Below are 24931 nucleotides of genomic sequence, written 5' to 3' on the forward strand. Positions count from 1 at the left end.
CTTAGCGAATGCCTTTTTTTCTGTGCTATTCTGAATGGAGTAATAACGACAGAGAGGTAGATGCCACGTGAGATTAATGAAAGCTGCGACAGACCTTCAGGAGCAGGCAATTGAAGAAATATCAAAGGAAATTGAAGATCTTTTATCCCATTCTGTCAATGTCAATGGAGAAGAGCAGGAAAAACAATCCCCGCTTACATTCATTGATGGTGTGTATAACGGGACAATGGATGATGCTTTTCGTATCTTATCAGGTCTTCAGCTATTACATACCATTATTTTAAAGCCGAAGCGACATATGACAAAACGAGATCGTGAGTTATTTGAACTCAACCGTGAACAAGTTAATGCGTGCGGCTTTTCTTTCCCGTTTGATTTAGATGATTTTGCAGGCCGTCACCTTCAAAATGCGTAAAAGTTGGTGTGAACTTCCTTGTTAACTTACAAGGTCGTCGCACATACTATTTTTAAGGGAACGGAGAAACCTTCAAGATCTGTAATACCAATTCCGCTCTTTTTCAACAATGTCTATTCTCCACGAATCGGAGCGCTTGGATCTCTTGCAGAAAGAATCGAACATGACAGGAGCCTGACAAAACGATGCAGGCTCCTTTTATACATAATCATTTTAGCAGACATTCATCTTTGAAAGTCAATTTTATTCACGATATGATAGCAGTATGGAAGATATTTCAGACTTTCGGAAAAAAGGAGTGGCCTCTTTGGTAAAGGCGATTATATTTGATTTTGATGGATTAATTTTAGATACAGAAACACATGAATATGAGGTTCTGCAGGAAATGTTTGCGGAGCATGAATCGGAGTTGCCTCTGTCTGTATGGGGAAATGTGATTGGAACGCAGGCAGGTTTTAAGCCTTTTGAATATTTGGAAGAGCAGTTAGGGAAGACATTAGATCATGAGGCACTCACAGAAGACCGGCGTTCACGTTTTCAAAAGAGAATGAAGGACGAAGCAGCAAGACCTGGTGTAGAAGCTTATTTAGAAGCGGCAAAGGAGCTTGGAATTAAGATTGGACTTGCTTCCAGCTCAGATTATAAATGGGTGTCTGATCACCTGAAACAAATTGGACTTTTCGATTACTTTGAATGTATCCGCACGTCAGACGATGTGGAAGAAGTGAAACCTCACCCAGAACTTTATTTGCAAACCGCACAATGCTTAGGCGTTGAGCCAAAAGATTGCGTGGCATTTGAGGACTCTGTGAATGGGTCAATCGCTGCCAAACGAGCGGGTATGAAATGTGTCATCGTGCCAAATAAAGTGACGAGCACACTGCAGTTTGAAGAATATGATGCGAGATTAGAATCCATGGCTGAAATCGAATTGCTCCAGCTATTCCATCAGCTTGAAAAAGAGGATCAGTAAGGGGGCAATACATCATGGCAGAAAAACTAGATTTAACGCGATTTGAAAAAAGAATGGTGATTCGAAATATTAGAGAAGAAGATATCGACCGAATCATCGCATTGCAAGAGGTATGCTTTCCAGGCATGGACCCTTGGAAAAAAGAGCACCTTGAAAGCCACCTTGAACATTTCCCAGAAGGCCAGTTCTGTGCGGAATTCGAGGGAGAAATCATTGGCTCATGTTCAAGTTTATTAATTAACTTTGATGAATACGATGATCGTCACACGTGGCAGGACATCACAGATGATGGATATATCACAAACCATAATCCAGATGGGATGAATATGTACGGAATTGAAGTAATGGTCAGTCCTGAGTACCGCCGGATGAAAATCGGTCATCGTTTATATGAAGCAAGAAAAGACTTAGCGAGAAGATTAAATTTAAAAAGCATCATCATTGGCGGACGTATCCCGAATTATCATAAATATCAAGAGGAAATGACGCCTCGCCAATATGTAGAGCAAGTCATGCTACACCAAATTTATGATCCTGTGCTATCTTTTCAGCTGTTAAATGAATTTAGCCTGATGCGGATCAATCCGAATTACTTGCCGGATGATAAAGCTTCCAGTACGTACGCAACGCTAATGGAATGGAACAATGTCGATTATCGCCCGCAATCGAAAAGATATTATAAATCGGCGTTCCCAGTACGAATTTGTGTCATTCAATATGCAATGAAGCAAATTCATTCCTTTGAGGAATTTATGAATCAAGTGGAGTATTACGTGGATGTGGCATCAGATGCGTCAGCTGACTTTGCCGTTTTCCCGGAAATCTTTACAACGCAGCTTATGTCATATTTAGAAGAGAGATCACCAAGTCTAGCAGTGCAGCGGATCACAGAATATACCGAGGACTACATTAATTTGTTTACAGATCTCTCGGTCAAGTACAACATTAATATCATCGGTGGTTCTCATTTCGTTGAAGAGGAAGGGAAAATCTATAATATCGCCTATTTATTTAGACGTGATGGAACGATTGAAAAGCAATATAAGCTGCATATCACGCCGAATGAAAGAAAATGGTGGGGGATTTCAGCTGGTGACCAAGTCCGGGTATTTGATACGGACTGCGGGAAAATTGCGATCCAAATTTGCTACGATATTGAATTCCCTGAGCTTGCTCGAATTGCAGCTGACAAAGGAGCGAAAATTATCTTCACTCCATTCTGTACAGAAGACCGTCAAGGCTATTTACGAGTACGTTACTGTGCGCAGGCGAGAGCGGTTGAAAATCAGATATATACGGTCATTTCTGGAACGGTCGGAAACCTTCCGCAAACAGAAAACATGGATGTCCAATATGCACAATCAGCCATCTTTGCACCATCTGATTTTGAATTCGCAAGAGATGGCATTGTAGGAGAATGCAACCCGAATATTGAAATGGTGGTTGTTGGTGATGTCGACTTAGAAATATTAAGAAGGCAGCGTCAAGATGGGACGGTTCGTCAGCTGAAAGATCGAAGAAGAGACGTGTACCATATTGAATATAAGAAATAACCAAAACAAGCGCCCCGCAGTTATGCGAGGCGCTTTTCTGTATGTTTACATTTTCTTTAATGCCACTGTAGCAAAATGGGCAATGCTTTTGGCAGCTAAAAATGGAACGTCTGATTTAACAAGAGATTGATAAATCGTTTTTTCTACTTGTTTCCATGTAAGATCAGACTCTTCTAAAAGATTTTTTAAATCAGGTCCTACATGCTGGTTGAAAAACTGTTCAAATTGTTCACGTTTTTCTTGTCCGGCAATCACTTCTAGTTTTTGTAGCCATTTTTCTTGTTTTTGGAAAGATTGTTCAATGTTTTGTTTAATGGTGTCTGTTGTCGAAGGAAGCTGAAAATCACTTTCTGCTGTCACCTGCTTCGTTTGAATAGATGCAGCATCAGCTGTTTGTGTAATAGGTGAAGCGAATAAAAGGACAGTGGTGGAGAGCATCAAAGATTTTGCGATTGTTTTCATTAAGAAAACCTCCTAGTTCATTTAGTATTGTGCACGAGATTTATTATACATTTTTGTTAAAATAAGGTAATGAGACTTACCGCTTATTTTTTCATGCGACAAAGGGATGCCAAATGAAAAGACGAATATACTGAATGGAAATGATGTTTTACAAAGGGAGAGGGATATGGGGCCACAATCTAAACATCTGTATATCAATTTGCCGGTTAAGCATGTGAATGAGTCAAAGGCTTTCTTTGAACAGCTAGGTTTTGACTTTCAACAAGAACTGACGAATGAACATGCTGCTTGTTTTGTGATGAATGAGACGATCACAGTCATGCTGTTATCACTTAAGCATTTCCAATCCATTTCAGAGAAGGAATTGGTAGATGCTAGAAATGGCGCAGAGGTCATTATCTCTTTACAGGTCGAGACGAGGGAAGAGGTTGATGAGCTTGTAGAGCGTGCGATCGCAGCTGGTGGTTCACCGTTTAAGGAAAAACAAGACCATGATTTCATGTATGGCTGGAGCTTTCAGGATCGTGATGGTCATTTATGGGAAGTGTTTTATATGGATGAGGAGAGAAGCGACCTTTCATAAGGGTGCTTCTTTTTTATTGATGATCAGTGGTATGATAAGAGGGTAAAAAAGAAGGAATTCATCTAGAGAAAAGTAGGTGCTACATGGAGTTTTTACTTGTCTTAATGCCAGTGTTCGGCATATTCCTTATAGGGTATATTGGGCAGAAGACAATTGGTTTTGATATACATACGCTCTCATCAATGTCTTTATATTTAATGTCACCATTTCTTGCGTTTGAAACCTTTTATCAAAATAAAGTATCGATGGACTATGTGTACTTATCAATATTTGTCGTAGGGCTTTGTCTTTCACTTGTTTTATGTGTCTTCATTTTATCTCGAATTTACGGGTATTCGAATGAAACGTATTGTGCCATGATTTTGTCATCAGCATTTATGAATAATGGAAATTACGGCACGCCTGTTGTCCTTCTTGTTTTTGGAGCAGCTGGTTTAGATATTGCGATTGTGCTAATGGTCCTTCAGCAGCTCGTCATGAGTACGATCGGCATGTATTATGCAGCAAAAGGTGGAGAGGACGCGGGAGACTTGAAGGTCGTTCTAAAAAAAGTGCTGCGTATGCCGGTTGCTTACGGGGCTCTTCTTGGTCTATTATTTCAGCTCATTGACCTTTCATTACCTAAAGAGCTTATGACAGGTGTTCAGCTGGTCGGGGATGCAGCGATACCAACGATTATGCTGATTTTAGGTATGCAGCTCGCAGTGATTTCTTTTAAGCAAGTGGATTATCGCAATATTTCCTATGCGGTGCTGCTGAAGCTGTTTATCTCACCACTCATCGCCTTTGGTTTTACACTTATTTTACCTGTTGATGATTTGGTGAAACAAATTATGATTTTAGTTGCAGCGATGCCGACAGCGGCGAATACAACGCTGATGGCTGTGCAATTTCGAACGAAGCCTGAGTTTGTCTCAAGCACGACGTTTCTCAGTACGATTTTAAGTATTGTGACTTTACCTGTTTTATTATGGATTTTATCCATGCACCCTCTGGGATAGGGGACGGCAAACAAAGGGGGACTTATGAATGAATGTAGATATTCATTTTCAAGTAAGTGATGTGTTAAAAACGAAGCATTTTACGCATGCGAAAGTATTAGCTGGGGAAAAGGGATTGTTTCGGCAAGTAAAATGGGTACATGTACTTGAAGTGCCTGCTGTAGAGGATTTGTTAAACGGAGGCGAGCTGATCTTAACGACGGCCGCAGGCTTCCATGATCAATTGGAAGTCTTTCAGGCGTTTTTAAGACAGTTGATTGACTCAGGTGCGGCTGGCTTGTGTATTGAATTTGTACCGCTCCGGTTTGATGTGCCAGAAGAACTGATTATTTATGCAGAAGAACGTGATTTTCCGCTTATTTTGTTTACAAAAGAAGTGAAGTTCGTCAATATTACACAGCATCTCCATACGATGATGATTGAACGTCAGTATCAGATGATGGCAGATTTAGAAGCCTTGTCGTCAAAGTTGAATGAGCTTTTACTAACTCCTCATCCGCAGATGGATATTTTGGATCAAGTGTATCAGCATGTGAGAGGGATACTACTGCTGATCCCTGTTCAAGGTGAGCCGATTATTTTATGTGATTCTTCCAAACAAACAGAAGAGCTGGTGATGAATTATTTGCAATATGCTTCATTACCAAAAGGATATGAAGTGACGCAAAAACAAGTCCTTGCACTCAAACAAACCTTTGCAGACCTCGTCCTCATTCATCAATCGAACACACTCTCGGAATTTGAACTGCTTGTGATGGATAAAGGAGCGAATGCCCTTGCCCAGCAAACATTAAGAGAGCTGTATACAGAAGAGCTGAAGAAGACAAAAGAGAATGAATGGCTGCAAAAATGGTTTCATGAAGAGCATACAGAAAGAGAAATCATAGAACACCTTGAGGAAACAGAAGGACTGAAAAAACCGACAGGCTGTGTGGTGATGCTCTTTCAAAAAAACCACCAAATAGAAGAAATCGCAGGGAATCTTTATTTTCTTGTCTCTTGCCGTTCTATTTTTCAGCGTGCTGGTTTCCATTTGATTGTGTACGAGCATCAAGGACAAACCTTATTTATTTTATTGAATACAAGAAAAGTTGAGGACTGGAAAGAGCGTGCAGAAAAAGCGGCAAACGACATCACGCAATTATATGACCGTGAGAAGCCCGGCGAGGCAGTCATCAATTATGGAATCGGTTCATATTGTGAGCAATTTCAGTACATGAGAAAAAGTTTTCAAGCAGCGAAAGAAGTGCTGCATTTAAAGAAAGTGATGCCGCAACGGATAAAAAGCCCATTTTATCAAGATTTACATATGCTTCGATTGATGCCTGTCATGAAAGAAAGCGGGTTATTAGAATGCATGGTGAAAGAGTATTTAGAGCCGGTGATTTTATATGATAAACAAAATAGCGGCAGGCTCTATCAGACGCTGAATATCTTTTTACAGACAAACGGTTCTAAAAAAGAAACCGCAAGCCAGCTCTATATTGTGAGGCAGACGCTTTATCACAGATTGGATAAGCTTCATGCTTTACTTGGTGAGGATATGATGCAAGCGCCAAAACGTCAAGCGCTTGAATTTGCGATCCTTGCTTATGAATTTTTACAGGGGAATCGCCATTAACGGTATATGTTAGATTTGCCAAGGGATCAAGTAGAGTGTCTCATGGTTCTTTTCAATCAGTTGACGATCTGTCTAATGTAATGTGTCTGGCCCCTTTTTTATAATGAGAGTAACGACACGGGCGGTCTTGTTTCAGTTTCATATGCCTCACTTTTTATCCATATAATGAATGGAGAGGTCATATGCAGGACCGGTTTAAGCTTCTTTGATGATGAAAACGGATACATGGGGGCGTGGGAAGATGAAAACACATAACGCACAAGATCTTCAGGCGAAAGATGATCAGTTCATTTGGCATCATATGAAAGGGACAAACAAAGAAAATGAAAGTATGGTGATTCATGAGGCAGAAGGCGCATGGGTGACAGATATTCATGGAAATCGCTATTTAGACGGGATGTCAGGACTATGGTGTGTCAATGCCGGATATGGACGTAAAGAGCTTGCAGAAGCGGCGTATAGGCAATTAAATACGATGCCTTACTACCCACTGACACAAAGCCATGTGCCAGCGATTCAGCTGGCTGAGAAGCTCAATGAATGGCTAGGCGGGGACTATGTGATCTTCTTTTCTAACAGTGGTTCTGAAGCGAATGAAGCGGCATTTAAGATTGCCAAACAATATCATGCGCAAAAGGGAGAGAGTACACGCACAAAATTTATTTCTCGATATCGATCGTATCATGGCAATACAGCAGCAGCTCTAGCCGCAACGGGTCAAGCGCAGCGCAAGTACAAATATGAACCGTTAGGGCAGGGATTTATCCATGTCGCACCGCCTGATATGTACCGGCATCCTGAAGATCAAGAGAGCTTGGCAAGTGCTGCGGCAATAGATCAGGCCATGACGTGGGAATTAAGTGAGACCATTGCTGGCGTCATCATGGAGCCGATGATTACAGGAGGCGGTATCTTAATGCCGCCAAAAGGATATTTGAAGAAGGTGAAAGAAATCTGTGAAGATCATGGGGCGCTCCTCATTGTGGATGAAGTCATATGCGGCTTTGGCCGGACAGGAAAGCGGTTTGGATTTATGCATGAGGAAGTGAAGCCAGATATCATCACCATGGCAAAAGGGATCACAAGTGGATATTTACCGCTATCTGCAACGTGCGTAAAACGAGACATTTATGAAGCGTATGCAGGAGAAGATACGTATGACAGGCTACGGCATGTGAATACATTTGGCGGTCACCCTGCTTCCTGTGCGGTTGCGCTTGCTAACCTAGAGATCATGGAAAACGAGCAATTAGTGGAGCGGTCACGCACGCTTGGCCAAGACATGCTCGAACGTTTGCAAGAGTTAAAAGAGCATCCATTTGTCGGTGATGTGAGAGGAAAAGGTCTGCTGTTTGGGATTGAGCTTGTGCAGGATCAGGCGTCAAAAAAGCCAGCTGATCCAAGTGTAGTCGGTCAATTGATTGCAGAATGTAAAAAGCGGGGATTGATCATCGGGAAAAATGGCGATACAGTGGCTGGCTATAATAACGTGGCACAGCTCGCACCACCGCTAAATATCACTGATGAAGACGCCTCATTCATTATTCATACTTTAAAAGAAAGCATGGCACAATTATAGCAGAGATTTCTCTGCTTCAGATTGTTGACAAAGGGCTAAAATATTATTTATTTTAGCCCTTTGTCTTCTTTTCAGCGTGATAGAAAATCTTTGCAGCCCTAGGAAGGGTGAGCACCAGCACGCAGGACTGACAAAGAATGCGAGGATTTGCCTACACGCTGTAGCAGAGAGGTTTCTCTGCTTTTTTCTATGCCCTGAAAGGATCAGGTTTTGATCGATTTGCTAGGCTGAATGGTCAATGGGCACACTAGGTGTATTGAAAAAAACATGTGATTCTATTACTGTAAGGAGAAGATAGAACCAATACACACGAGAAGGAGACGGCATATGAGTTTTCATGATCAACCCATTCTACCTGCTGTTCGCAATATGAAGCAATTTGAGGAATTTTTAAAAAGTCCATTTACATATGGGGTCTTACTAGATGTTCATTTAGGGCGGCTTAAGGGCATCATGAATGAGGCGAATGCGCATCATAAAAAAATGTTTGTCCATGTCGATCTCATTCACGGAATCAAACATGATGAGTACGGAACGGAATTTATTTGTCAGGAAATGAAACCAGCTGGCATTATTTCTACTAGGTCTTCTGTCATAGTGAAAGCCAAGCAGAAAAAGGTATATGCCATCCAGCGAATGTTTTTACTTGATACAAGTGCGATGGAAAAAAGCATGGAGTTTGTCGGAAAACATCGTCCAGATTTTATTGAAGTATTGCCGGGTGTCGTGCCAGATTTAATTACAGAAGTGCGCGAAAGAGCTGGAATACCAATATTTGCAGGAGGATTTATCCGAACAAAAGAAGATGTAGAAAGGGCGCTTGCAGCAGGGGCGACAGCTGTCACCACATCGAATACAGAGCTTTGGAAAGCATTCCAAAAGTGAAAAAGATAAAATGTGAAAATTGATTGACAACGTTTTCATCCTCTGATACTATAGCACTAAGTTAATATCATGTGATGGAGAAATGGAGATCCACAACGACGCTTTACTAGGTGACAAATGACCCTGATGTAAAGTATGTTTGTTGTGGATCTTTTTTTCTGTATCTTTTCTACACATTTATAGGGGATGGCAACTGAACCAGAGGAGGAATTTTTCATGACACCATTTTGGGGTGAAGTCGTTGGTACAATGCTTCTGATTATTTTCGGAGGCGGTGTGTGTGCGGCAGTCAGTTTAAAGAAATCGCTCGCTTATCAGTCCGGTTGGATTGTAATCGCTTTCGGATGGGGATTTGCAGTAGCGATTGCAGCTTATGCCACTGGAGGAATCAGCGGTGCACATTTAAACCCGGCGCTGACAATAGGTCTTGCATTAGAAGGAAGTTTTCCTTGGGCTGATGTTCCAATGTATATTGTCGGTCAAATGCTTGGCGCATTACTCGGAGCTATTATTGTCTTCTTACATTACTTACCGCACTGGAAAGCGACAGACGATCCAGGTGCAAAACTAGGCGTATTCTCAACTGGTCCTGCGATTCCGCATACTTTTGCAAACGTGCTCAGTGAAGTCATTGGTACATTTGTATTGGTGGTAGGAATTTTAGCGATTGGTGCAAATAAATTTGCAGACGGAGTCAATCCGTTGATTGTTGGTTTCTTAATTGTTGCGATTGGTCTTTCATTAGGTGGTACAACTGGTTACGCAATTAACCCTGCACGTGATTTAGGTCCAAGAATCGCACATGCCATTCTGCCGATTCCAGGTAAAGGTCCATCAAATTGGAAATATGCTTGGGTTCCTGTTGTTGGTCCAATTTTGGGCGGTGCATTTGGCGGTGTTTTCTATAATGCAGCCTTTAAAGCGAACGTCACACCAGCCTTTTGGATTGTAAGCGTTATTTTAGTTGTGGTATTGTTAGGACTCTATGTTTCTACGAAAAACCAGACAAATGCTGTCAATGAAAGTATGTAAGGGGAGGAAAACACCATGGCAAAAGAAAAATATATTCTCGCATTAGATCAAGGGACAACAAGCTCAAGAGCGATCTTATTTGATCAAGAAGGTAAAATTGCACATACAGCTCAGAAGGAATTCAATCAATATTTTCCGAACCCAGGCTGGGTAGAACACAATGCAAATGAAATTTGGAGCTCTGTTCTATCAGTTATTTCAACTGCTTTAATCGAATCAGGAATTGAAGCAGATCAAATCGCCGGTATCGGAATTACGAACCAGCGTGAGACAGCTGTTGTTTGGGATAAACATACAGGCGCACCTGTTTACAATGCAATTGTTTGGCAGTCACGACAAACATCGGGTATATGTGATGAGCTAAAAGCGCAAGGACACGATGAAACGTTTAGAAATAAAACGGGTCTACTCATTGATGCTTATTTCTCAGGTACTAAAGTGAAATGGATTTTAGACAATGTCGAAGGTGCTCGTGAGAAAGCAGAAAATGGTGACTTGCTGTTTGGCACAATTGATACATGGCTCATTTGGAAAATGACTGGCGGGCAATCACACGTGACAGATTATTCAAATGCATCAAGAACGTTAATGTTCAATATTTACGATCTGAAATGGGATGAAGAACTACTTGATATCTTAGGTGTTCCAGCTTCCATGCTGCCAGACGTCAAACCATCATCACACATTTATGGTGAAACAACAGACTATCACTTCTTCGGTAAAAATATTCCGATTGCAGGAGCGGCAGGAGATCAGCAGTCTGCGTTATTCGGCCAGGCTTGCTTTGAAGAAGGAATGGCGAAGAACACATATGGTACAGGATGTTTCATGTTGATGAATACAGGGGAAAAAGCAATTAAGTCGGATCATGGATTGTTAACGACGATTGCATGGGGCATTGACGGCAAAGTTGAATATGCTTTAGAAGGAAGTATTTTCGTTGCTGGCTCAGCGATCCAGTGGCTGCGTGATGGACTTAGAATGTTTAAAGACTCAAAAGACAGTGAAGCTTATGCTGAGCGCGTTGAGTCAACAGACGGCGTATATGTCGTACCAGCATTCGTTGGTTTAGGCACACCATATTGGGATAGTGATGTCCGAGGCGCTGTATTCGGTTTAACACGCGGCACTTCTAAAGAGCACTTTGTTCGTGCAACGTTAGAATCACTTGCTTATCAAACGAAAGATGTTTTAGATGCGATGGAAAAAGATTCAAACATCTCACTTAAAACATTGCGCGTCGATGGCGGGGCTGTAAAGAATGATTTCTTAATGGGCTTCCAAAGTGATTTGCTCGATGTACCAGTAGAACGTCCAGAAATTAATGAAACGACGGCACTCGGTGCGGCCTATCTTGCGGGAATAGCAGTTGGCTTCTGGAACGACCGTTCAGACATTGCAAAACAATGGAACCTTGACAAGCGCTTTGAACCTAAAATGGAAGAAGACAGCCGTGACTCGTTATACAGCGGGTGGAAAAAGGCTGTAAAAGCAGCTCAAGCTTTCAAATAAACAAAAAGTATGGTATACTTCAAGTAAGTTAATAGAACGGTTGGAGAACTGGAGAGACCGCAAGCACCGAAGTGTAGAAATACGCTTTGGGTGTTTGCGGTCTCTTTTTCTTTACCGTACAACATGGGAGGAACAAGAGATGACTTTTTCTAGCTTAGAAAGAGAACAAATGCTTCAGGACATGACAAAAAAACCATATGATGTGTTTATCATTGGTGGGGGTATTACAGGCGCAGGTACGGCACTTGATGCGGCTTCACGCGGAATGCGTGTCGGTCTTGCGGAAATGCAGGATTTCGCAGCAGGTACGTCTAGCCGCTCAACGAAACTTGTACACGGCGGACTTCGTTATTTAAAACAATTTGAAGTGAAAATGGTCGCAGAGGTCGGTAAAGAGCGTGCCATCGTATACGAAAACGGTCCTCATGTGACAACGCCAGAATGGATGCTTCTTCCGATGCATAAAGGCGGGACATTCGGTAAGTTTTCAACTTCAATTGGACTTAGAGTATATGACTTTTTAGCTGGCGTTAAGCATAGTGAACGCAGAAGTATGCTAAATGCGAAAGAAACACTTGCAAAAGAACCGCTTGTGAAAAAGGATGGCTTAAAAGGCGGGGGCTACTATGTTGAATACCGTACAGATGATGCACGCCTGACAATTGAAGTCATGAAAGAGGCTGTGAAATTTGGGGCAGAAGCGGTCAACTATGCGAAAGTAAAAGAATTTATTTATGATAAAGGCAAAGTTGTCGGTGTTGTCATTGAAGATGTCACAACACAGAAAACATACGATGTATATGCGAAAAAAATCGTCAATGCGACAGGTCCATGGGTCGATCAGCTAAGAGACAAGGATCACTCAAAAGAGGGGAAACATTTACAGCATACAAAAGGAATTCACTTAGTATTTGATCAATCTGTTTTCCCATTAAAACAAGCAATCTATTTTGACACGCCTGATAAACGAATGGTCTTTGCCATTCCAAGAGAAGGAAAAACGTACGTGGGAACAACAGATACCGTTTACAAAAAACAGCTGGAACATCCGCGTATGACAAAAGCAGATCGTGATTATGTGATCAAAGCCATTCAATATATGTTCCCAGATCTTAACATTACAGAGAAAGACGTTGAATCTAACTGGGCTGGTCTTCGTCCACTCATTCATGAAGAAGGGAAAGATCCTTCAGAAATTTCTCGTAAAGATGAGGTATGGACATCATCTTCAGGCTTAATCACGATTGCCGGCGGTAAATTAACAGGTTACCGTAAAATGGCTGAACACATTGTGAATCTTGTACGTGATGGACTTAAAGAGGAAACTGGAAAAGATTTCGGACCATGTAAAACGAAACATATGCCAATTTCAGGTGGGCATGTAGGCGGTTCGAAAAATATGGCATCCTTTGTTCAAGCGAAAACGGCAGAAGGAGCATCCGTTGGTTTGACAGAACCGATTGCACAAAAATTAGCTGAGAAATATGGCTCAAACGTCAGCAATGTCTTCAAGCGTGTAGAGCAGCTTCAAGGGGAAGCAGACAAACGAAACATTCCCGCATATGTGTTGGCTGAACTTGTCTATGCGATCGAAGAAGAATTGGCTGTAACACCTGTCGATTTCTTCTTGAGAAGAACAGGCAGCCTATTATTTAATATCAATTGGGCAAAAACGTATGCACAGCCTGTTGTTGACTATATGGCAGATCGTTTTGGCTGGGATGAAGAGACAAAACAGAAACATCAAACTGAATTAGACCGACTATTCCATGAAGCAGTCGTACCGCTTGATGCTGAATAAGTAAAAAGCCGATCGTGTATCGGCTTTTTTTATTTTGTTCATCGTTTTTTCATATGTTCATGATATAACATGACATGAAGGATAATTCCATATAAAATAACAGTAGATGTTATTTTATTGATGATAAGAGCTGGGAGGACGACCATGAGTTGGAATACGAATTATGAGCGTTGGATCAATGAGAAGCACCTGGATACTGAACTGAGGGAATGGCTGGAGGCACATCAAGATGATCATCAAGCACTTGAAGACTGTTTCTACAAAAACCTTGAGTTTGGTACTGGAGGAATGCGCGGAGAAATTGGTGCTGGAACGAACCGAATGAATGTTTACACTGTTCGAAAAGCATCCGCTGGTCTTGCTGCGTATATTGCAGCACATGGAGAGGATGCAAAAAAAAGAGGCGTCGCCATTGCCTATGATTCACGCCATAAATCTCCTGAATTTGCGATGGAAGCGGCCAAAACACTTGCTTCACATGGCATTCAAACATACGTATTTGATGAACTGCGTCCGACACCAGAACTCTCTTTTGCAGTTCGAGAACTGAATGCCTTTGCAGGGATTGTTGTGACAGCAAGTCACAATCCGCCGGAATATAATGGCTATAAAGTATATGGAGAAGATGGAGGCCAAATGCCCCCATTTGAAGCAGATCAAGTCATTAAAGAAGTAGATGCCATCGAAAATGAATTAGCCATTTCAGTGGAATCAGAACAAGTATTGAAGCAAAATGGTTTGATCCGTATGATTGGTGGAGAAATCGATCAAGCGTATATGGAAAAATTAAAAACCATTCGTGTGCACCCTGAGCTTGCAAAAGAAGTCGATGTCAAAGTGGTGTTTACCCCGCTTCATGGGACGGCGAATAAACCTGTCCGAAACGGACTTCAGGCCTTTGGTTATGAGCATGTGACGGTTGTACCTGAACAGGAAAAACCAGATCCGCAATTCTCGACGGTCACATCTCCAAATCCAGAGGAGCATGCCGCTTTTGAATACGCCATCAAGCTTGGCAAAAAGCAAAATGCTGATATGTTGATTGCGACAGATCCAGATGCAGATCGATTAGGTATCGCTGTGAAAAATCATGATGGTGAATTTACCGTTTTGACCGGCAACCAAACAGGCGCCTTACTACTTCATTATTTATTATCTGAAAAACAAAAACTAGGTCAGCTACCGCCTCGCCCCGTTGTGATGAAAACGATTGTGACAAGTGAGCTTGGGCGTGCTGTTGCCTCAGCATTTGGAGCTGACACGATTGATACGCTCACTGGCTTTAAATTTATCGGAGAAAAAATCAAGCAGTTTGAAGAAAGCGGAGAATACACGTTTCAATTTGGCTATGAAGAAAGCTACGGCTATTTGATCGGTGATTTTGCACGAGATAAAGATGCAGTTCAAGCGGCGCTATTAGCAGTTGAGGTCGCAGCCTTTTATAAGAAACAAGGCAAGTCATTATACGATGCGCTTGTTGATATTTTTAAGGAATTTGGATTTTATAGAGAAGGGTTAAAGTCATTAACCTTAAAGGGGAAAGTAGGAGCAGAGCAGATTTCTGCTATTCTTCATACCTTTAGATCAAACCCGCCAGCTTCTATCGCCGGTCAGCGCATTACGGTCATTGAGGATTATCAATCAAGTCAAAGGCACCTTGTGGCTGAAAAGAAAGAAGAAACGATTCATCTGCCGGCATCAAACGTCCTGAAATATTTCCTTGAAGATGGCTCATGGTTTTGTTTACGACCTTCTGGTACGGAGCCTAAAGTCAAATTTTATATTGCAGTCAAAGGCACATCGTTAACTGACAGCGAAGAAAAGCTGAAACACTTATCAGAAGAAGTCATGAAAGTCGTCTATGACATTGTGGAAGAAACAGCTAAATAAAACATCACAAAGCCATCATGTCATGCATGATGGCTTTTTCTCAGTCAAAAGGATGAGAAAAAATCATCCTTTTTGAGAAAGAGCCGCACAGATGCTCATGGTATAATCAACATATTGATCAGAGAGGCAGTAAAAGCCGGGGGTACACACGATGGGAGATTACCAAGAAAAAGTCAAAACATTAAAAACGTTAAAAGAAATTGCTGAAAAGCTAAATGAAGGGATGGAAATGAAGGAAACGCTTCATGAAGTGCTTCATATGCTTATGGAAGTGACAGGCTTTCAAACAGCATGGATTTATTTTATAGAAGAAGACGGATCGTATGAACTAATGGCAGAAGTATGCTTACCTGAAGCACTGGCAAAGGATCGAAAGCAATTGATGTGTCAAAACGATTGCTATTGCATCAACCGCTACACAAAAGGCTCACTGCAATCAGCGACCAATATCATCAATTGTAAACGGATTGAAACGGCGATTGAGCAAAAGCTTGGAGATACAGAAGGAATTACCCATCATGCAACCGTTCCTCTCCAAGCATGTAAGCGTACGTTTGGCTTATTAAATGTGGCGGCAAAAGGGAAGGTCACATTTACACAGGAGGAGCTGAATCTGCTTGAAAGTATTGCACTGCAAATTGGTACGGCTATTCAGCGTATGAAACTTGTGCAAAATGAGCAGCAGCATGCACTGCTAGAAGAACGAAACCGGCTTGCGCAGGATTTACATGATTCTGTGAATCAAATGCTGTTTTCCGTGAGTTTGACTGCAAAGGCAGCGCGTCAAATGACAAGTGATCAAAAATTAGGTGAAATGATTGATTTTATTCAGCATTTATCACAAGATGCCCTCATTGAAATGCGCTCACTCATATGGCAGTTAAGACCAAAAGGACTTGAAAAAGGATTTACGACAGCGATTGAAGAGTATGCACAGCTTTTAGGTCTAAATTGTTCATTGTCTTTATCAGGCTGTATGGAAATAGATCATTCAAAGCACGAGACCTTATTTCGCGTATGCCAAGAAGCTCTAAATAATTGCCAAAAGCATGCGGGTGTTGAGAAAGTAGAGGTCAAACTGGAGCAATCAGGAGATACGTTTGGTATGAAAATCATCGATCAGGGAAAAGGATTTCAGTACGATGAACAAATGAGTCTTCCTTCACTTGGCTTGAAAGGAATGGCTAAACGTATTCGAAAAGCAGGAGGTACATTTTGTATCAATTCTGAGCTAGGTAAGGGAACCACAATTCATGTGAAAGTCCCATTTTCTCAAGAAAGGAAGGGATTGTCATGAGGGTAGTCATTGCAGATGATCATCATATTGTCAGAAAAGGGCTGGTCTTTTTCTTGCAAACCCAGCCAGATGTAGACATCGTCGGTGAGGCATCCAATGGGGAAGAGGCACTGCAGGTAGTCAGGCAAACGAATCCTGATATTGTCTTGATGGACCTTTCTATGCCTGTGATGAATGGAATTGAGGCAACAAAGCAAATGACACTCGACATGCCGGAAGTCCGCATTGTCATCCTGACAAGCTATGCAGATAAGGACTATGTCATCCCTGCTATTCAAGCGGGAGCGAAGGCTTATCAGCTCAAAGATGTAGCACCTGAAAAGCTTCTCACGACAATGATTGAGGTGCAAAATGGTACGTATCAATTAGACGGTCATATTACGACGTTTCTCATTCAGCATCTAACTGAACCTAAAGAGCAGAAATGGACATTGATGAACGAACTGACCAATAGAGAACGTGATGTCTTATTTGAAATCGCAAAAGGGAAAAGTAACAAAGAAATCGCCTCGTCGCTTTTTATTTCTGAAAAGACTGTGAAAACTCACGTGTCTCATGTGTTATCAAAGTTAGAGCTGGCAGATCGAACTCAGGCCGCTCTATATGCGGTAGATTATCAAAAAAATCAGCCGAAAGAGCTGTTGTAAAAGAAGAGCATATACAGTCTATATGAATGGTGGACATTCCAAAAGACTTCATGAGTATTTCTCATGAAGTCTTTTCTTTTTTATGAAATGCGGTTAGTAAAAGGCTGAAAAGAAAACAAAGAGCTAAAATAAAGTTCATTCTAGCCCTATGTCAACAATCTGAAAGGCAGAAAATCAGCCTTTTCCTTTATGTGTACATCGGTTCAGCATATGCTTCAGCAACGGCAGCCTCTGAAGCATGGTCGATATACTGCAGGAGTCCATATAAACATTTTTCAACATCTGCATCGTTCCGGTTAAATTGATACGCATGTAAGAAATGCTCAATACGTTTCGAGAGCAAATCATCTTGCGTACGGACCATAAGAATAAGTAAATTATCCCATTGCGAGCGATGCGTATAATAAAGTGCCTTATCATAATCTGCCACATTCATTAAACCTTCTCCTTTCCCTTGAGAAGTCCTCATTAGTTTGCTCGGATCAGGTCGACTTTTTCAGGGGAAAAGTTGGTGTCTGCATAAACTGGGTACCGGGAATTATAGGCTGAATAAATGCTTGATGTATGAAAAAGAACCAACCAGCAAAACCTAAACAAAATAGACATGAAAGTGAGAATATTGATATTATGCACCCGAAATTATGGATGCTTTTTGCAGCAGGAATTGTTTTATTCGGCAGTCTCATGGTTCATCCATCTTTACAAGCAGCCGTGCAGCCGGCAGAGAATTGGGAAAGACTTGCGTATACTGCCTTGCAAGATGAATATGAAGGCGCCGCTTTAAACGATTATCATTACATTGGACGTACACAAGTGAATGAAGATCAAACAAAAGATGTGTTTCGCGTGACCGTGAAGGAAGGCTCCACACGATTTGCAGCACATGCAGAAATTTATTTTCATCCAGTGACGGGTCATTTGATTAGTATTAACGTATTTCGGCTATAAAAAAGCACCTCTTTTAAAAAGAGGTGCTCCAGCTGAAAAGAAGATTTATTTCATGCTTCCTTGAAGATATGAGCGAATATCCACACCGAGTGAATCCGCTAAACGCTGTCCGTAATCTTCATCTGCACGATAGAAGTTACAGATCGCAAGTAATTTCGTTTTTTCATTTACGTCTTTCAAGTCAGCTGTCAAGTTTTTGATCAATGCTTGTTTCTCTTCTTCAGAGTAGCTTCGATATTTTTCTCCAGCTTGTTTGAAATCGTTTGGTTTTTCGATTTTTTGTCTCACCATACGGTCACCGTGAAGAACCGGTTCACTTTCTTTGTAGTGAGGGTTTTCTTTTGGCTGATCGTCATAACGGTTTGGTTCATAGTTAATATGACCGCTTGGACGAGTTGTTGTCATAAAGCCATCTTGTTGGTTATTGTGAACAGGCGCATAAGGACAGTTCACTGGGATGCGCATGTAGTTTGCACCTAGGCGGTGACGCTGCGTGTCAGGATAAGAGAACAGTCGGCCTTGAAGCAGTTTGTCTTCAGATGCTTCAATTCCTGGTACTAGGGCACTTGGCGTGAAAGCAGATTGCTCTGTTTCAGCAAAGAAATTTTCTGGATTGCGGTTCAGTGTCATGCGGCCCACTTTTTGCAGCGGATAATCTTCCTCGCTCCACGTCTTCGTCGGATCACATGGATCATAATCTAGTTCATCATAATCACTGAGCGGCATAAGCTGAACGTAAAGATCCCATGCTGGATAATTTCCTTTTTCAATACGATCATACAAGTCTCTTGTCGCATGCTGGAAGTCGTTTGCTTGGATTTCTGCAGCTTCTTCCATCGATAAATTGCGAATGCCTTCTGATGGTCTCCAGTGGTATTTCACATATTTTGTTTCTCCGTATTTGTTTACCCATCTAAACGTATGAACACCAGAACCGCGCATTTCAGCGTAGTTCGCAGGAATACCTTCGTCAGAGAAGAGCCATGTGAGCATGTGAGTGGATTCAGGTGTTAACGTCATAAAATCCCAATAACGGTCAGGATCTTGAATGTTGGTTACAGGATCTGGCTTGAGAGAGTGAACCATGTCAGGGAATTTGAGTGCATCACGAATGAAGAAGATCGGCAAGTTGTTCCCAACTAGATCATAGTTGCCTTCTTCTGTATAAAATTTGACAGCGAAACCACGAGGGTCACGTAATGTTTCAGGTGAACCTTTAGGGTGAATAACCGTTGAGAAACGGACAAAAACATCTGTTTGTTTTCCTTCTTCACTTAAGAAGGCTGCTCTTGTATGTTTCTCCATGCTATTTTCTACTTCAAACACACCATAAGCGCCGGCGCCTCTTGCATGAACAACACGCTCTGGAATACGTTCACGGTCAAAGTGTGCAAGTTTTTCAATCAAATGGTAATCATCAAGGAATGAAGGCCCTCTGTGACCAGCAGTTCTTGAGTTTTGATTATCGCCAACTGGCACGCCTTGATTCGTTGTCAAATTTTTATGATTAGAATTTGTCATTCTTTTTCTCCTCCTGTAAACAAAAAATGGTTTCTAGCAATCTATATACCCTAATTATATTGAATCAAACATGATAGTCAATATTTATTTATAATAATTTTAAATAAATTATTATTACAAGGAGGTAAAGAAAAAGACGAAAGAAATAAATTCTTTCGCCTTAGAGCAGAAGCTCTCTTAGAGCATCTTTGTTTTGTGTTAAATCACTTAATGTGTATTGGTCAAGAACGTTTAAATAAGCAGTGAGTGCTTCATGAAGTACGTGCTTTAATGAACAAATCGGGGAGATAATACAGCTGTTTTTCTTCGGATCAAAGCATTCCACCATGACTAAATCATCCTCTGTATATCGGACAACCTCACCAATATTAATGCTTTCTGGGCTTTTCCCCAGCCTAATTCCACCATTTCTTCCGCGGATCGTTTCTACATAACCACGTTTTCCTAGATGGTAAATGACCTTTGTCAGGTGATTTTTCGAAATGCCATAAATATCGGCAATCTGCTGAATATTTGACAGTTCATTGTTTTCTCTCGAAGCTAAATAAATGAGTACCCTTAATGAGAAATCTGTATAATTCGTAAGTTTCATTTGGACGACCTCTAAACCTAATAGAGTTTTGTATCATCGTAACACATTTTAGACAAAAACTGTTCGAGAATGTATTAAATGTGACAACATTTAAAACATGTATTATAAATATTGCTTTTATACGTTGTCTTCCATTACGATAAAGATGTATTTAAAATACATCTTTTGAAAGAAGGAATAACGATGTTATCCACAGATCAAATGAATGCCATTAAACAATCAGCCCCTCTTCTAAAAGCTGAGGGAACAAAACTTGTGACAGTTTTTTATCAAAATATGATCAGACAGCATCCAGAGCTACTCAATCAGTTTAATAAAACAAATCTCATGAATGGAAGCCAGCCAGAGGCGCTTGCCGCAACACTCTATCAAGCTGCACTGCACATTGATCGCTTGGCAGACTTGTTACCTACTGTGAAACAAATTGCCCATAAGCATGTCAGTGTCATGGTGAAAAAAGAGCAGTACCCAATCGTCGGATATCACCTTCTTGAAGCAATGAAAGAGGTATTTGGGTTATCAGAGGAAGATGACACATTGTTGGCTTGGAAGGCTGCATATGACATCATTGCGAATATATTCATCACCATTGAGGCAGAAATGATGGCTGAAAATGTGAAACAAACGGGTGGATGGGCAGATGTCAAACCGTTTATTCTGAAGAAAAAGAAACAAGAATCTCCATCACTCATTTCCTTTTATTTCGTACCAGAGGATGAATCTGAGCTACCAATGTATGAAGCTGGTCAATACATTACGGTGCAGGTAGATATGCCGGGTGAAGCCTATGTATGCAGCAGACAATACAGTTTATCAGATCAATATCACCCATCTTACTATCGCATCACCGTGAAACGAGATGGGCATGTCTCCACATTCCTGCATGATGAAATGAGAGAAGGCGATATTCTTCACGTCAGTATGCCGCAGGGAATGTTCTGCTTGCAAGATGACACCAAAGAACCCGTTTATTTGATTAGTGCCGGTTCTGGTGTCACACCAATGATTGGTTTAGTGAAAACAGCGTCGCATAACAATCAGCCATTCACGATGATTCATGCAGACAGACTAGAGGATGTAACCGCTTTCGAACAAGAGTTTGAACACGTTCTCACTTCATCTCCAGAGGGGCGTATTATCCTTTGTAACGAACAATTTGAAAAGAGTGGAAAGAGTGAGCTGGTTGAGAAGGTGGCTACGCGGATTGACCGACCTTTCCTTCAATCAGTCATTGGTGAAGGAAAAGGCCAATTTTATGTTTGCGGTTCTCCAGCATTTACTCAAGAGATGATCCTTATTCTAAAAGCGATGGACATCCCAGAAGAGAATATCCATTTTGAAGCGTTCGGCGGGCAGTCCATGAAAGAAATGGAAGTCGTCTAAACAACTGGCTGAACATCATGTTTTTTTAGGTACGCTCATATAGTAGGGATAAGTCCGATGAGGAGGGATGGTTTCCTTGAGCGTATCTGAAAAGCGTCTTTTACAACGAGCCATTGATGAAATTACAGAAATTGCAGAAGGATTTGGTCTAGATTTTTATCCGATGAGGTATGAAATCTGTCCCGCGGAGATTATTTATACATTCGGTGCATATGGCATGCCAACACGATTTAGCCACTGGAGCTTTGGAAAGCAATTTCACAAAATGAAGCTTCATTATGATTTAGGATTAAGCAAAATTTATGAGCTGGTGATTAATTCAAATCCTTGCTATGCCTTTCTCCTTGATAACAATTCGCTTGTTCAAAATAAACTAATTGTGGCTCATGTCTTGGCACACTGCGATTTCTTTAAAAACAACTGCCGTTTCCAAAACACAAAACGAGATATGGTGGAAAGTATGTCAGCGGCAGCAGAGCGAATTAAAGAATATGAACATATCCACGGTACAAAAGAAGTCGAGTCTTTTTTAGATGCTGTATTGGCATTGCAGGAGCATATTGATCCGTCGCTTGTTCGTTCAAAATTAAGCTGGAATCTCGACGATGAAGATGAATATGAAGAGGACAAACCAAAACGTCAAACGCCATATGATGATTTGTGGGGAATGGATGAATCAAAAACACGTGAGAAAAAGAAAACGATCAAGCAATTCCCCCCAAAGCCAGAAAAAGATATTTTGCTCTTTATCGAGGCACACTCCCGGGAGCTAGAGCCTTGGCAGCGGGATGTGCTGACGATGCTGAGAGAGGAAATGCTCTATTTTTGGCCACAGCTAGAAACGAAAATCATGAATGAAGGCTGGGCATCGTATTGGCACCAGCGGATTATGCGTGAACTTGATTTAGATTCAAGTGAATCGATTGAATTTGCCAAATTAAATGCAGGTGTCGTGCAGCCATCTAAGACAGGAATCAATCCTTACTATTTAGGGCTGAAGATTTTTGAAGATATTGAAGAGCGCTACGATCATCCATGCGAGGAATTAAAAAAAGCAGGAGTGACGGAAGGGTCCGGTCGCAGCAAAATGTTTGAAGTGCGAGAAATTGAATCAGACATTTCTTTTATTCGAAATTACTTAACGAAAGACCTTGTGATGAGGGAAGATTTGTACTTGTTTCAAAAGCAGGGGAGAGACTATAAAGTCATTGATAAAGAATGGAAGGCAGTCCGTGATCAGCTAGTCAGCATGAGGGTCAATGGCGGCTTTCCGTATTTGACAGTCATCGATGGCGACTATTTAAAAAACAATGAACTCTATATTAAACATTGGTATGAAGGCATTGAGCTCGATCTCAAATACTTAGAAAAGGTGCTTCCATATTTGTATCAGCTATGGGGAAGAAGTGTGCATATCGAGTCAGTTCTTGAAGGAAAAGAAGTGATGTTTTCATACGATGGAAAAGGGGTTCATAGGAAGTATCTCACTTAATGATCAAAAAAGATGTCTACGACTAGACATCTTTTTTTGTGATTAGCACTTTATTGGTTTTTCAGCAGTTTGAAAATGTGTTTCGCTTGATCTGTATTTTCCATGAGCCCTTTTAGCTGCTCACTTGTTGGTCCATAAGCATAAAATGGTACTTCATCCCCTGTATGACCCGATGTGGTCCAGCCTGTATGAGACCTCGTATTGATGACCTTTTCGATGGCATCATCAATTTGAACAGGATCTTTTGTTTCAGCTGCCTTTTGAATAGAGGCGATTTCCTCTTTTGAGAAATCAAGGTCGATGTATTGTTTGAGCGCAGTCTCGACCGTCATACCCCCAACAATTTTGTTTGCAATAAAATCAGGTGTCTTCTTTGCTGCTTTGACAGGCTGATAATCCCAGCTTCCCGAGCCGTCTGCCCCGAAGGAAAGGCCGCCAGTTGAATGATCTGCTGTCGTGATGACTAATGTATTTTTATCCTTTTTTGCGAAACGAATGGCTTCTTCAAATGCTTTTTCAAAATCCTTCATCTCACTCATCGCACTGACAATATCGTGGTCATGTCCAGCCCAGTCAATTTGACTGCCTTCAACCATGAGGAAAAATCCTTTTTTGTTTTTAGACAGCTGTTTGATGGCTGAGGATGTCATGTCTTGCAAAGAAGGGGTCGTTTTATCACGATCAATTGCTTTATCGAGACCACCGTCAGCAAAAATGCCTAACAATTTTTGCTGTTTGTTTTTTTGTAAGTCAGCTTTATTGGTTACGTAACGATAGCCTGCTTTTTGAAATTCTTTCGTCAAATCACGATCTTTTCGGACAAAATCGATCAGTCCTCCGCCAAGCATGACATCGACTGTATGCTGTTTGCCAATTTTCTCATCGAAGAAATCATCAGCAATGGCTGCTGTGTTTTTTCTAGACACATCGTGGGCGGCATACGCAGCAGGTGTCGCATTGGTTAATTCAGATGTGACGACGAGACCAGTAGACTTTCCTTTGCGTTTTGCTTCTTCTAATACTGTTTTTAGTTTTTTGCCATTTTTGTTTACACCAATGGCGTTGTTGTATGTCTTTTGACCAGTTGCCATGGCTGTACCAGCTGCTGCTGAATCAGTAATGTTACTTTTAGAATCATCAGGGTATGTTTTATGCATGCCAGTGAGGTAAGGGTCAAATGCTGTTTGCTTGGAAAGATCACCGTTGTGTTTAAATGAGCGGTAAGTTGAAAGGTAAGGTGTTCCCATGCCATCTCCAATGAGCACGATCACATTTTGTACGTCATTTTTTGGTTTCTTTTTAGCCTCAGCTTTGTCAGCCTGTCCAAATTCAATTCCTGAAAAAATACCAATCGATAACACTGATGCGGCTGCGATTGCAGCTATTTTCGTTTTCGAGCTTTTCAACACACTCATTCATTTTGCCTCCTCATTGTTTATGTATCGCTCTCACGTTTACAATGGTAGAGCAGAAGTGTGGATTCCAAATGACAGCACCGTAAAGTTCACTTTAAAATTGTAAAGGTCCACTTTACATAGAATGAACCAAAAAGAGAAATGAATGTATGATTTATCTATGACAAGATGCATTTGTTTTGTCATGATTGTGTAATAAAAATGAAATAAAAAGAACCCTAAAAAAAAATAATTTTTGCCGAATTAATAAGCATAATGTCGTAGGAAGTCAAGACTATTTCTTCTGGTATTCGATCCTTATAATAGAAAGTAGATAAAAATTCGGATCA

22 protein-coding genes are annotated in these 24931 nt (G+C 41.1%); 17 read left to right on the forward strand and 5 right to left on the reverse strand.

Translation table 11 applies throughout. The features are described from left to right. The first annotated feature begins 67 nt into the window (after nucleotides 1–67). The 3 genes from BA79_RS13890 (at nucleotide 68) to BA79_RS13900 (ending at nucleotide 2941) form a co-directional block, all read left to right on the forward strand. Nucleotides 68–415, forward strand: a complete 348-nt coding sequence (locus tag BA79_RS13890) for a DUF5365 family protein (protein ID WP_035703402.1) — start codon at nucleotides 68–70, stop codon at nucleotides 413–415. Between the two features lie 307 nt (nucleotides 416–722). Continuing rightward, nucleotides 723–1388, forward strand: coding sequence for an HAD family hydrolase (locus BA79_RS13895; RefSeq protein ID WP_017366913.1), 666 nt, complete (start codon nucleotides 723–725; stop codon nucleotides 1386–1388). Nucleotides 1389–1402: 14 nt separating this feature from the next. Next, a complete protein-coding gene (locus BA79_RS13900) occupies nucleotides 1403–2941 on the forward strand; it encodes a bifunctional GNAT family N-acetyltransferase/carbon-nitrogen hydrolase family protein (RefSeq protein ID WP_007497061.1) in 1539 nt (512 codons plus the stop codon). Between the two features lie 45 nt (nucleotides 2942–2986). Here BA79_RS13900 and BA79_RS13905 read toward each other — a convergent pair whose 3' ends face one another. After that, on the reverse strand, nucleotides 2987–3403 hold the full coding sequence (locus BA79_RS13905; RefSeq protein ID WP_007497062.1) for a hypothetical protein: 417 nt from the start codon (nucleotides 3401–3403) through the stop codon (nucleotides 2987–2989). Between the two features lie 166 nt (nucleotides 3404–3569). Between BA79_RS13905 and BA79_RS13910 the strand changes: the two genes are divergently transcribed. The 11 genes from BA79_RS13910 (at nucleotide 3570) to BA79_RS13960 (ending at nucleotide 17251) form a co-directional block, all read left to right on the forward strand. Further along, nucleotides 3570–3986, forward strand: coding sequence for a VOC family protein (locus tag BA79_RS13910; RefSeq protein WP_035703404.1), 417 nt, complete (start codon nucleotides 3570–3572; stop codon nucleotides 3984–3986). A gap of 83 nt (nucleotides 3987–4069) precedes the next feature. Then, nucleotides 4070–4987 (forward strand): AEC family transporter, encoded by a 918-nt coding sequence (locus tag BA79_RS13915; RefSeq protein WP_007497064.1) that lies wholly within the window; start codon nucleotides 4070–4072, stop codon nucleotides 4985–4987. Nucleotides 4988–5015: 28 nt separating this feature from the next. Further along, nucleotides 5016–6608: a PucR family transcriptional regulator gene (locus BA79_RS13920; RefSeq protein ID WP_035703407.1), complete on the forward strand. Its 1593-nt coding sequence runs from the start codon at nucleotides 5016–5018 to the stop codon at nucleotides 6606–6608. 241 nt (nucleotides 6609–6849) lie between these two features. Continuing rightward, nucleotides 6850–8187: an aspartate aminotransferase family protein gene (locus tag BA79_RS13925; RefSeq protein WP_035703409.1), complete on the forward strand. Its 1338-nt coding sequence runs from the start codon at nucleotides 6850–6852 to the stop codon at nucleotides 8185–8187. A 327-nt stretch (nucleotides 8188–8514) separates the two neighbouring features. After that, complete coding sequence (locus BA79_RS13930) at nucleotides 8515–9072, forward strand: glycerol-3-phosphate responsive antiterminator (RefSeq protein WP_017360356.1); 558 nt, start codon at nucleotides 8515–8517, stop codon at nucleotides 9070–9072. 216 nt (nucleotides 9073–9288) lie between these two features. Further along, entirely contained in the window at nucleotides 9289–10104 is an 816-nt protein-coding gene (locus tag BA79_RS13935; protein WP_008349011.1) for an MIP/aquaporin family protein, read from the forward strand. Nucleotides 10105–10119: 15 nt separating this feature from the next. Beyond that, nucleotides 10120–11616 carry a glycerol kinase GlpK gene (gene glpK / locus BA79_RS13940; protein ID WP_007497075.1) on the forward strand — a complete coding sequence of 499 codons (1497 nt, stop codon included), beginning with the start codon at nucleotides 10120–10122 and terminating at the stop codon, nucleotides 11614–11616. Between the two features lie 139 nt (nucleotides 11617–11755). Then, the gene (glpD, locus tag BA79_RS13945; RefSeq protein ID WP_035703411.1) at nucleotides 11756–13417 is read left to right on the forward strand and encodes a glycerol-3-phosphate dehydrogenase; all 1662 of its coding nucleotides are present in this window, start codon (nucleotides 11756–11758) and stop codon (nucleotides 13415–13417) included. A gap of 144 nt (nucleotides 13418–13561) precedes the next feature. Next, complete coding sequence (locus tag BA79_RS13950; RefSeq protein WP_035703413.1) at nucleotides 13562–15307, forward strand: phospho-sugar mutase; 1746 nt, start codon at nucleotides 13562–13564, stop codon at nucleotides 15305–15307. 151 nt (nucleotides 15308–15458) lie between these two features. Further along, nucleotides 15459–16604 carry a GAF domain-containing sensor histidine kinase gene (locus tag BA79_RS13955; RefSeq protein WP_035703415.1) on the forward strand — a complete coding sequence of 382 codons (1146 nt, stop codon included), beginning with the start codon at nucleotides 15459–15461 and terminating at the stop codon, nucleotides 16602–16604. Continuing rightward, a complete protein-coding gene (locus BA79_RS13960) occupies nucleotides 16601–17251 on the forward strand; it encodes a response regulator (RefSeq protein ID WP_035703416.1) in 651 nt (216 codons plus the stop codon). The genes BA79_RS13955 and BA79_RS13960 overlap by 4 nt, the downstream gene beginning before the upstream one ends. A gap of 187 nt (nucleotides 17252–17438) precedes the next feature. Here the strand turns inward: BA79_RS13960 and BA79_RS13965 are convergent, their stop codons facing one another. Next, a complete protein-coding gene (locus BA79_RS13965; RefSeq protein ID WP_008349000.1) occupies nucleotides 17439–17687 on the reverse strand; it encodes a YhdB family protein in 249 nt (82 codons plus the stop codon). 128 nt (nucleotides 17688–17815) lie between these two features. Between BA79_RS13965 and BA79_RS13970 the strand changes: the two genes are divergently transcribed. After that, nucleotides 17816–18199, forward strand: a complete 384-nt coding sequence (locus BA79_RS13970) for a YqzG/YhdC family protein (protein ID WP_035703419.1) — start codon at nucleotides 17816–17818, stop codon at nucleotides 18197–18199. Between the two features lie 45 nt (nucleotides 18200–18244). Here BA79_RS13970 and BA79_RS13975 read toward each other — a convergent pair whose 3' ends face one another. Both BA79_RS13975 and BA79_RS13980 read right to left on the reverse strand, forming a co-directional pair. After that, nucleotides 18245–19720 carry a catalase gene (locus tag BA79_RS13975; protein ID WP_035703421.1) on the reverse strand — a complete coding sequence of 492 codons (1476 nt, stop codon included), beginning with the start codon at nucleotides 19718–19720 and terminating at the stop codon, nucleotides 18245–18247. Nucleotides 19721–19880: 160 nt separating this feature from the next. Beyond that, nucleotides 19881–20312, reverse strand: a complete 432-nt coding sequence (locus BA79_RS13980) for an Rrf2 family transcriptional regulator (protein ID WP_035392563.1) — start codon at nucleotides 20310–20312, stop codon at nucleotides 19881–19883. A 183-nt stretch (nucleotides 20313–20495) separates the two neighbouring features. Here BA79_RS13980 and BA79_RS13985 point away from each other — a divergent pair, with 183 nt between their 5' ends. Beyond that, nucleotides 20496–21695 carry a globin domain-containing protein gene (locus BA79_RS13985; RefSeq protein ID WP_035703423.1) on the forward strand — a complete coding sequence of 400 codons (1200 nt, stop codon included), beginning with the start codon at nucleotides 20496–20498 and terminating at the stop codon, nucleotides 21693–21695. A 67-nt stretch (nucleotides 21696–21762) separates the two neighbouring features. Beyond that, the gene (locus BA79_RS13990; RefSeq protein WP_411239013.1) at nucleotides 21763–23187 is read left to right on the forward strand and encodes a SpoVR family protein; all 1425 of its coding nucleotides are present in this window, start codon (nucleotides 21763–21765) and stop codon (nucleotides 23185–23187) included. Between the two features lie 50 nt (nucleotides 23188–23237). Here BA79_RS13990 and BA79_RS13995 read toward each other — a convergent pair whose 3' ends face one another. Then, on the reverse strand, nucleotides 23238–24602 hold the full coding sequence (locus tag BA79_RS13995; RefSeq protein WP_008348991.1) for an alkaline phosphatase: 1365 nt from the start codon (nucleotides 24600–24602) through the stop codon (nucleotides 23238–23240). Between the last annotated feature and the right edge of the window lie 329 nt (nucleotides 24603–24931).

This window comes from Bacillus altitudinis 41KF2b, from assembly GCF_000691145.1.
In the GTDB taxonomy this organism is placed as follows: domain Bacteria; phylum Bacillota; class Bacilli; order Bacillales; family Bacillaceae; genus Bacillus; species Bacillus altitudinis.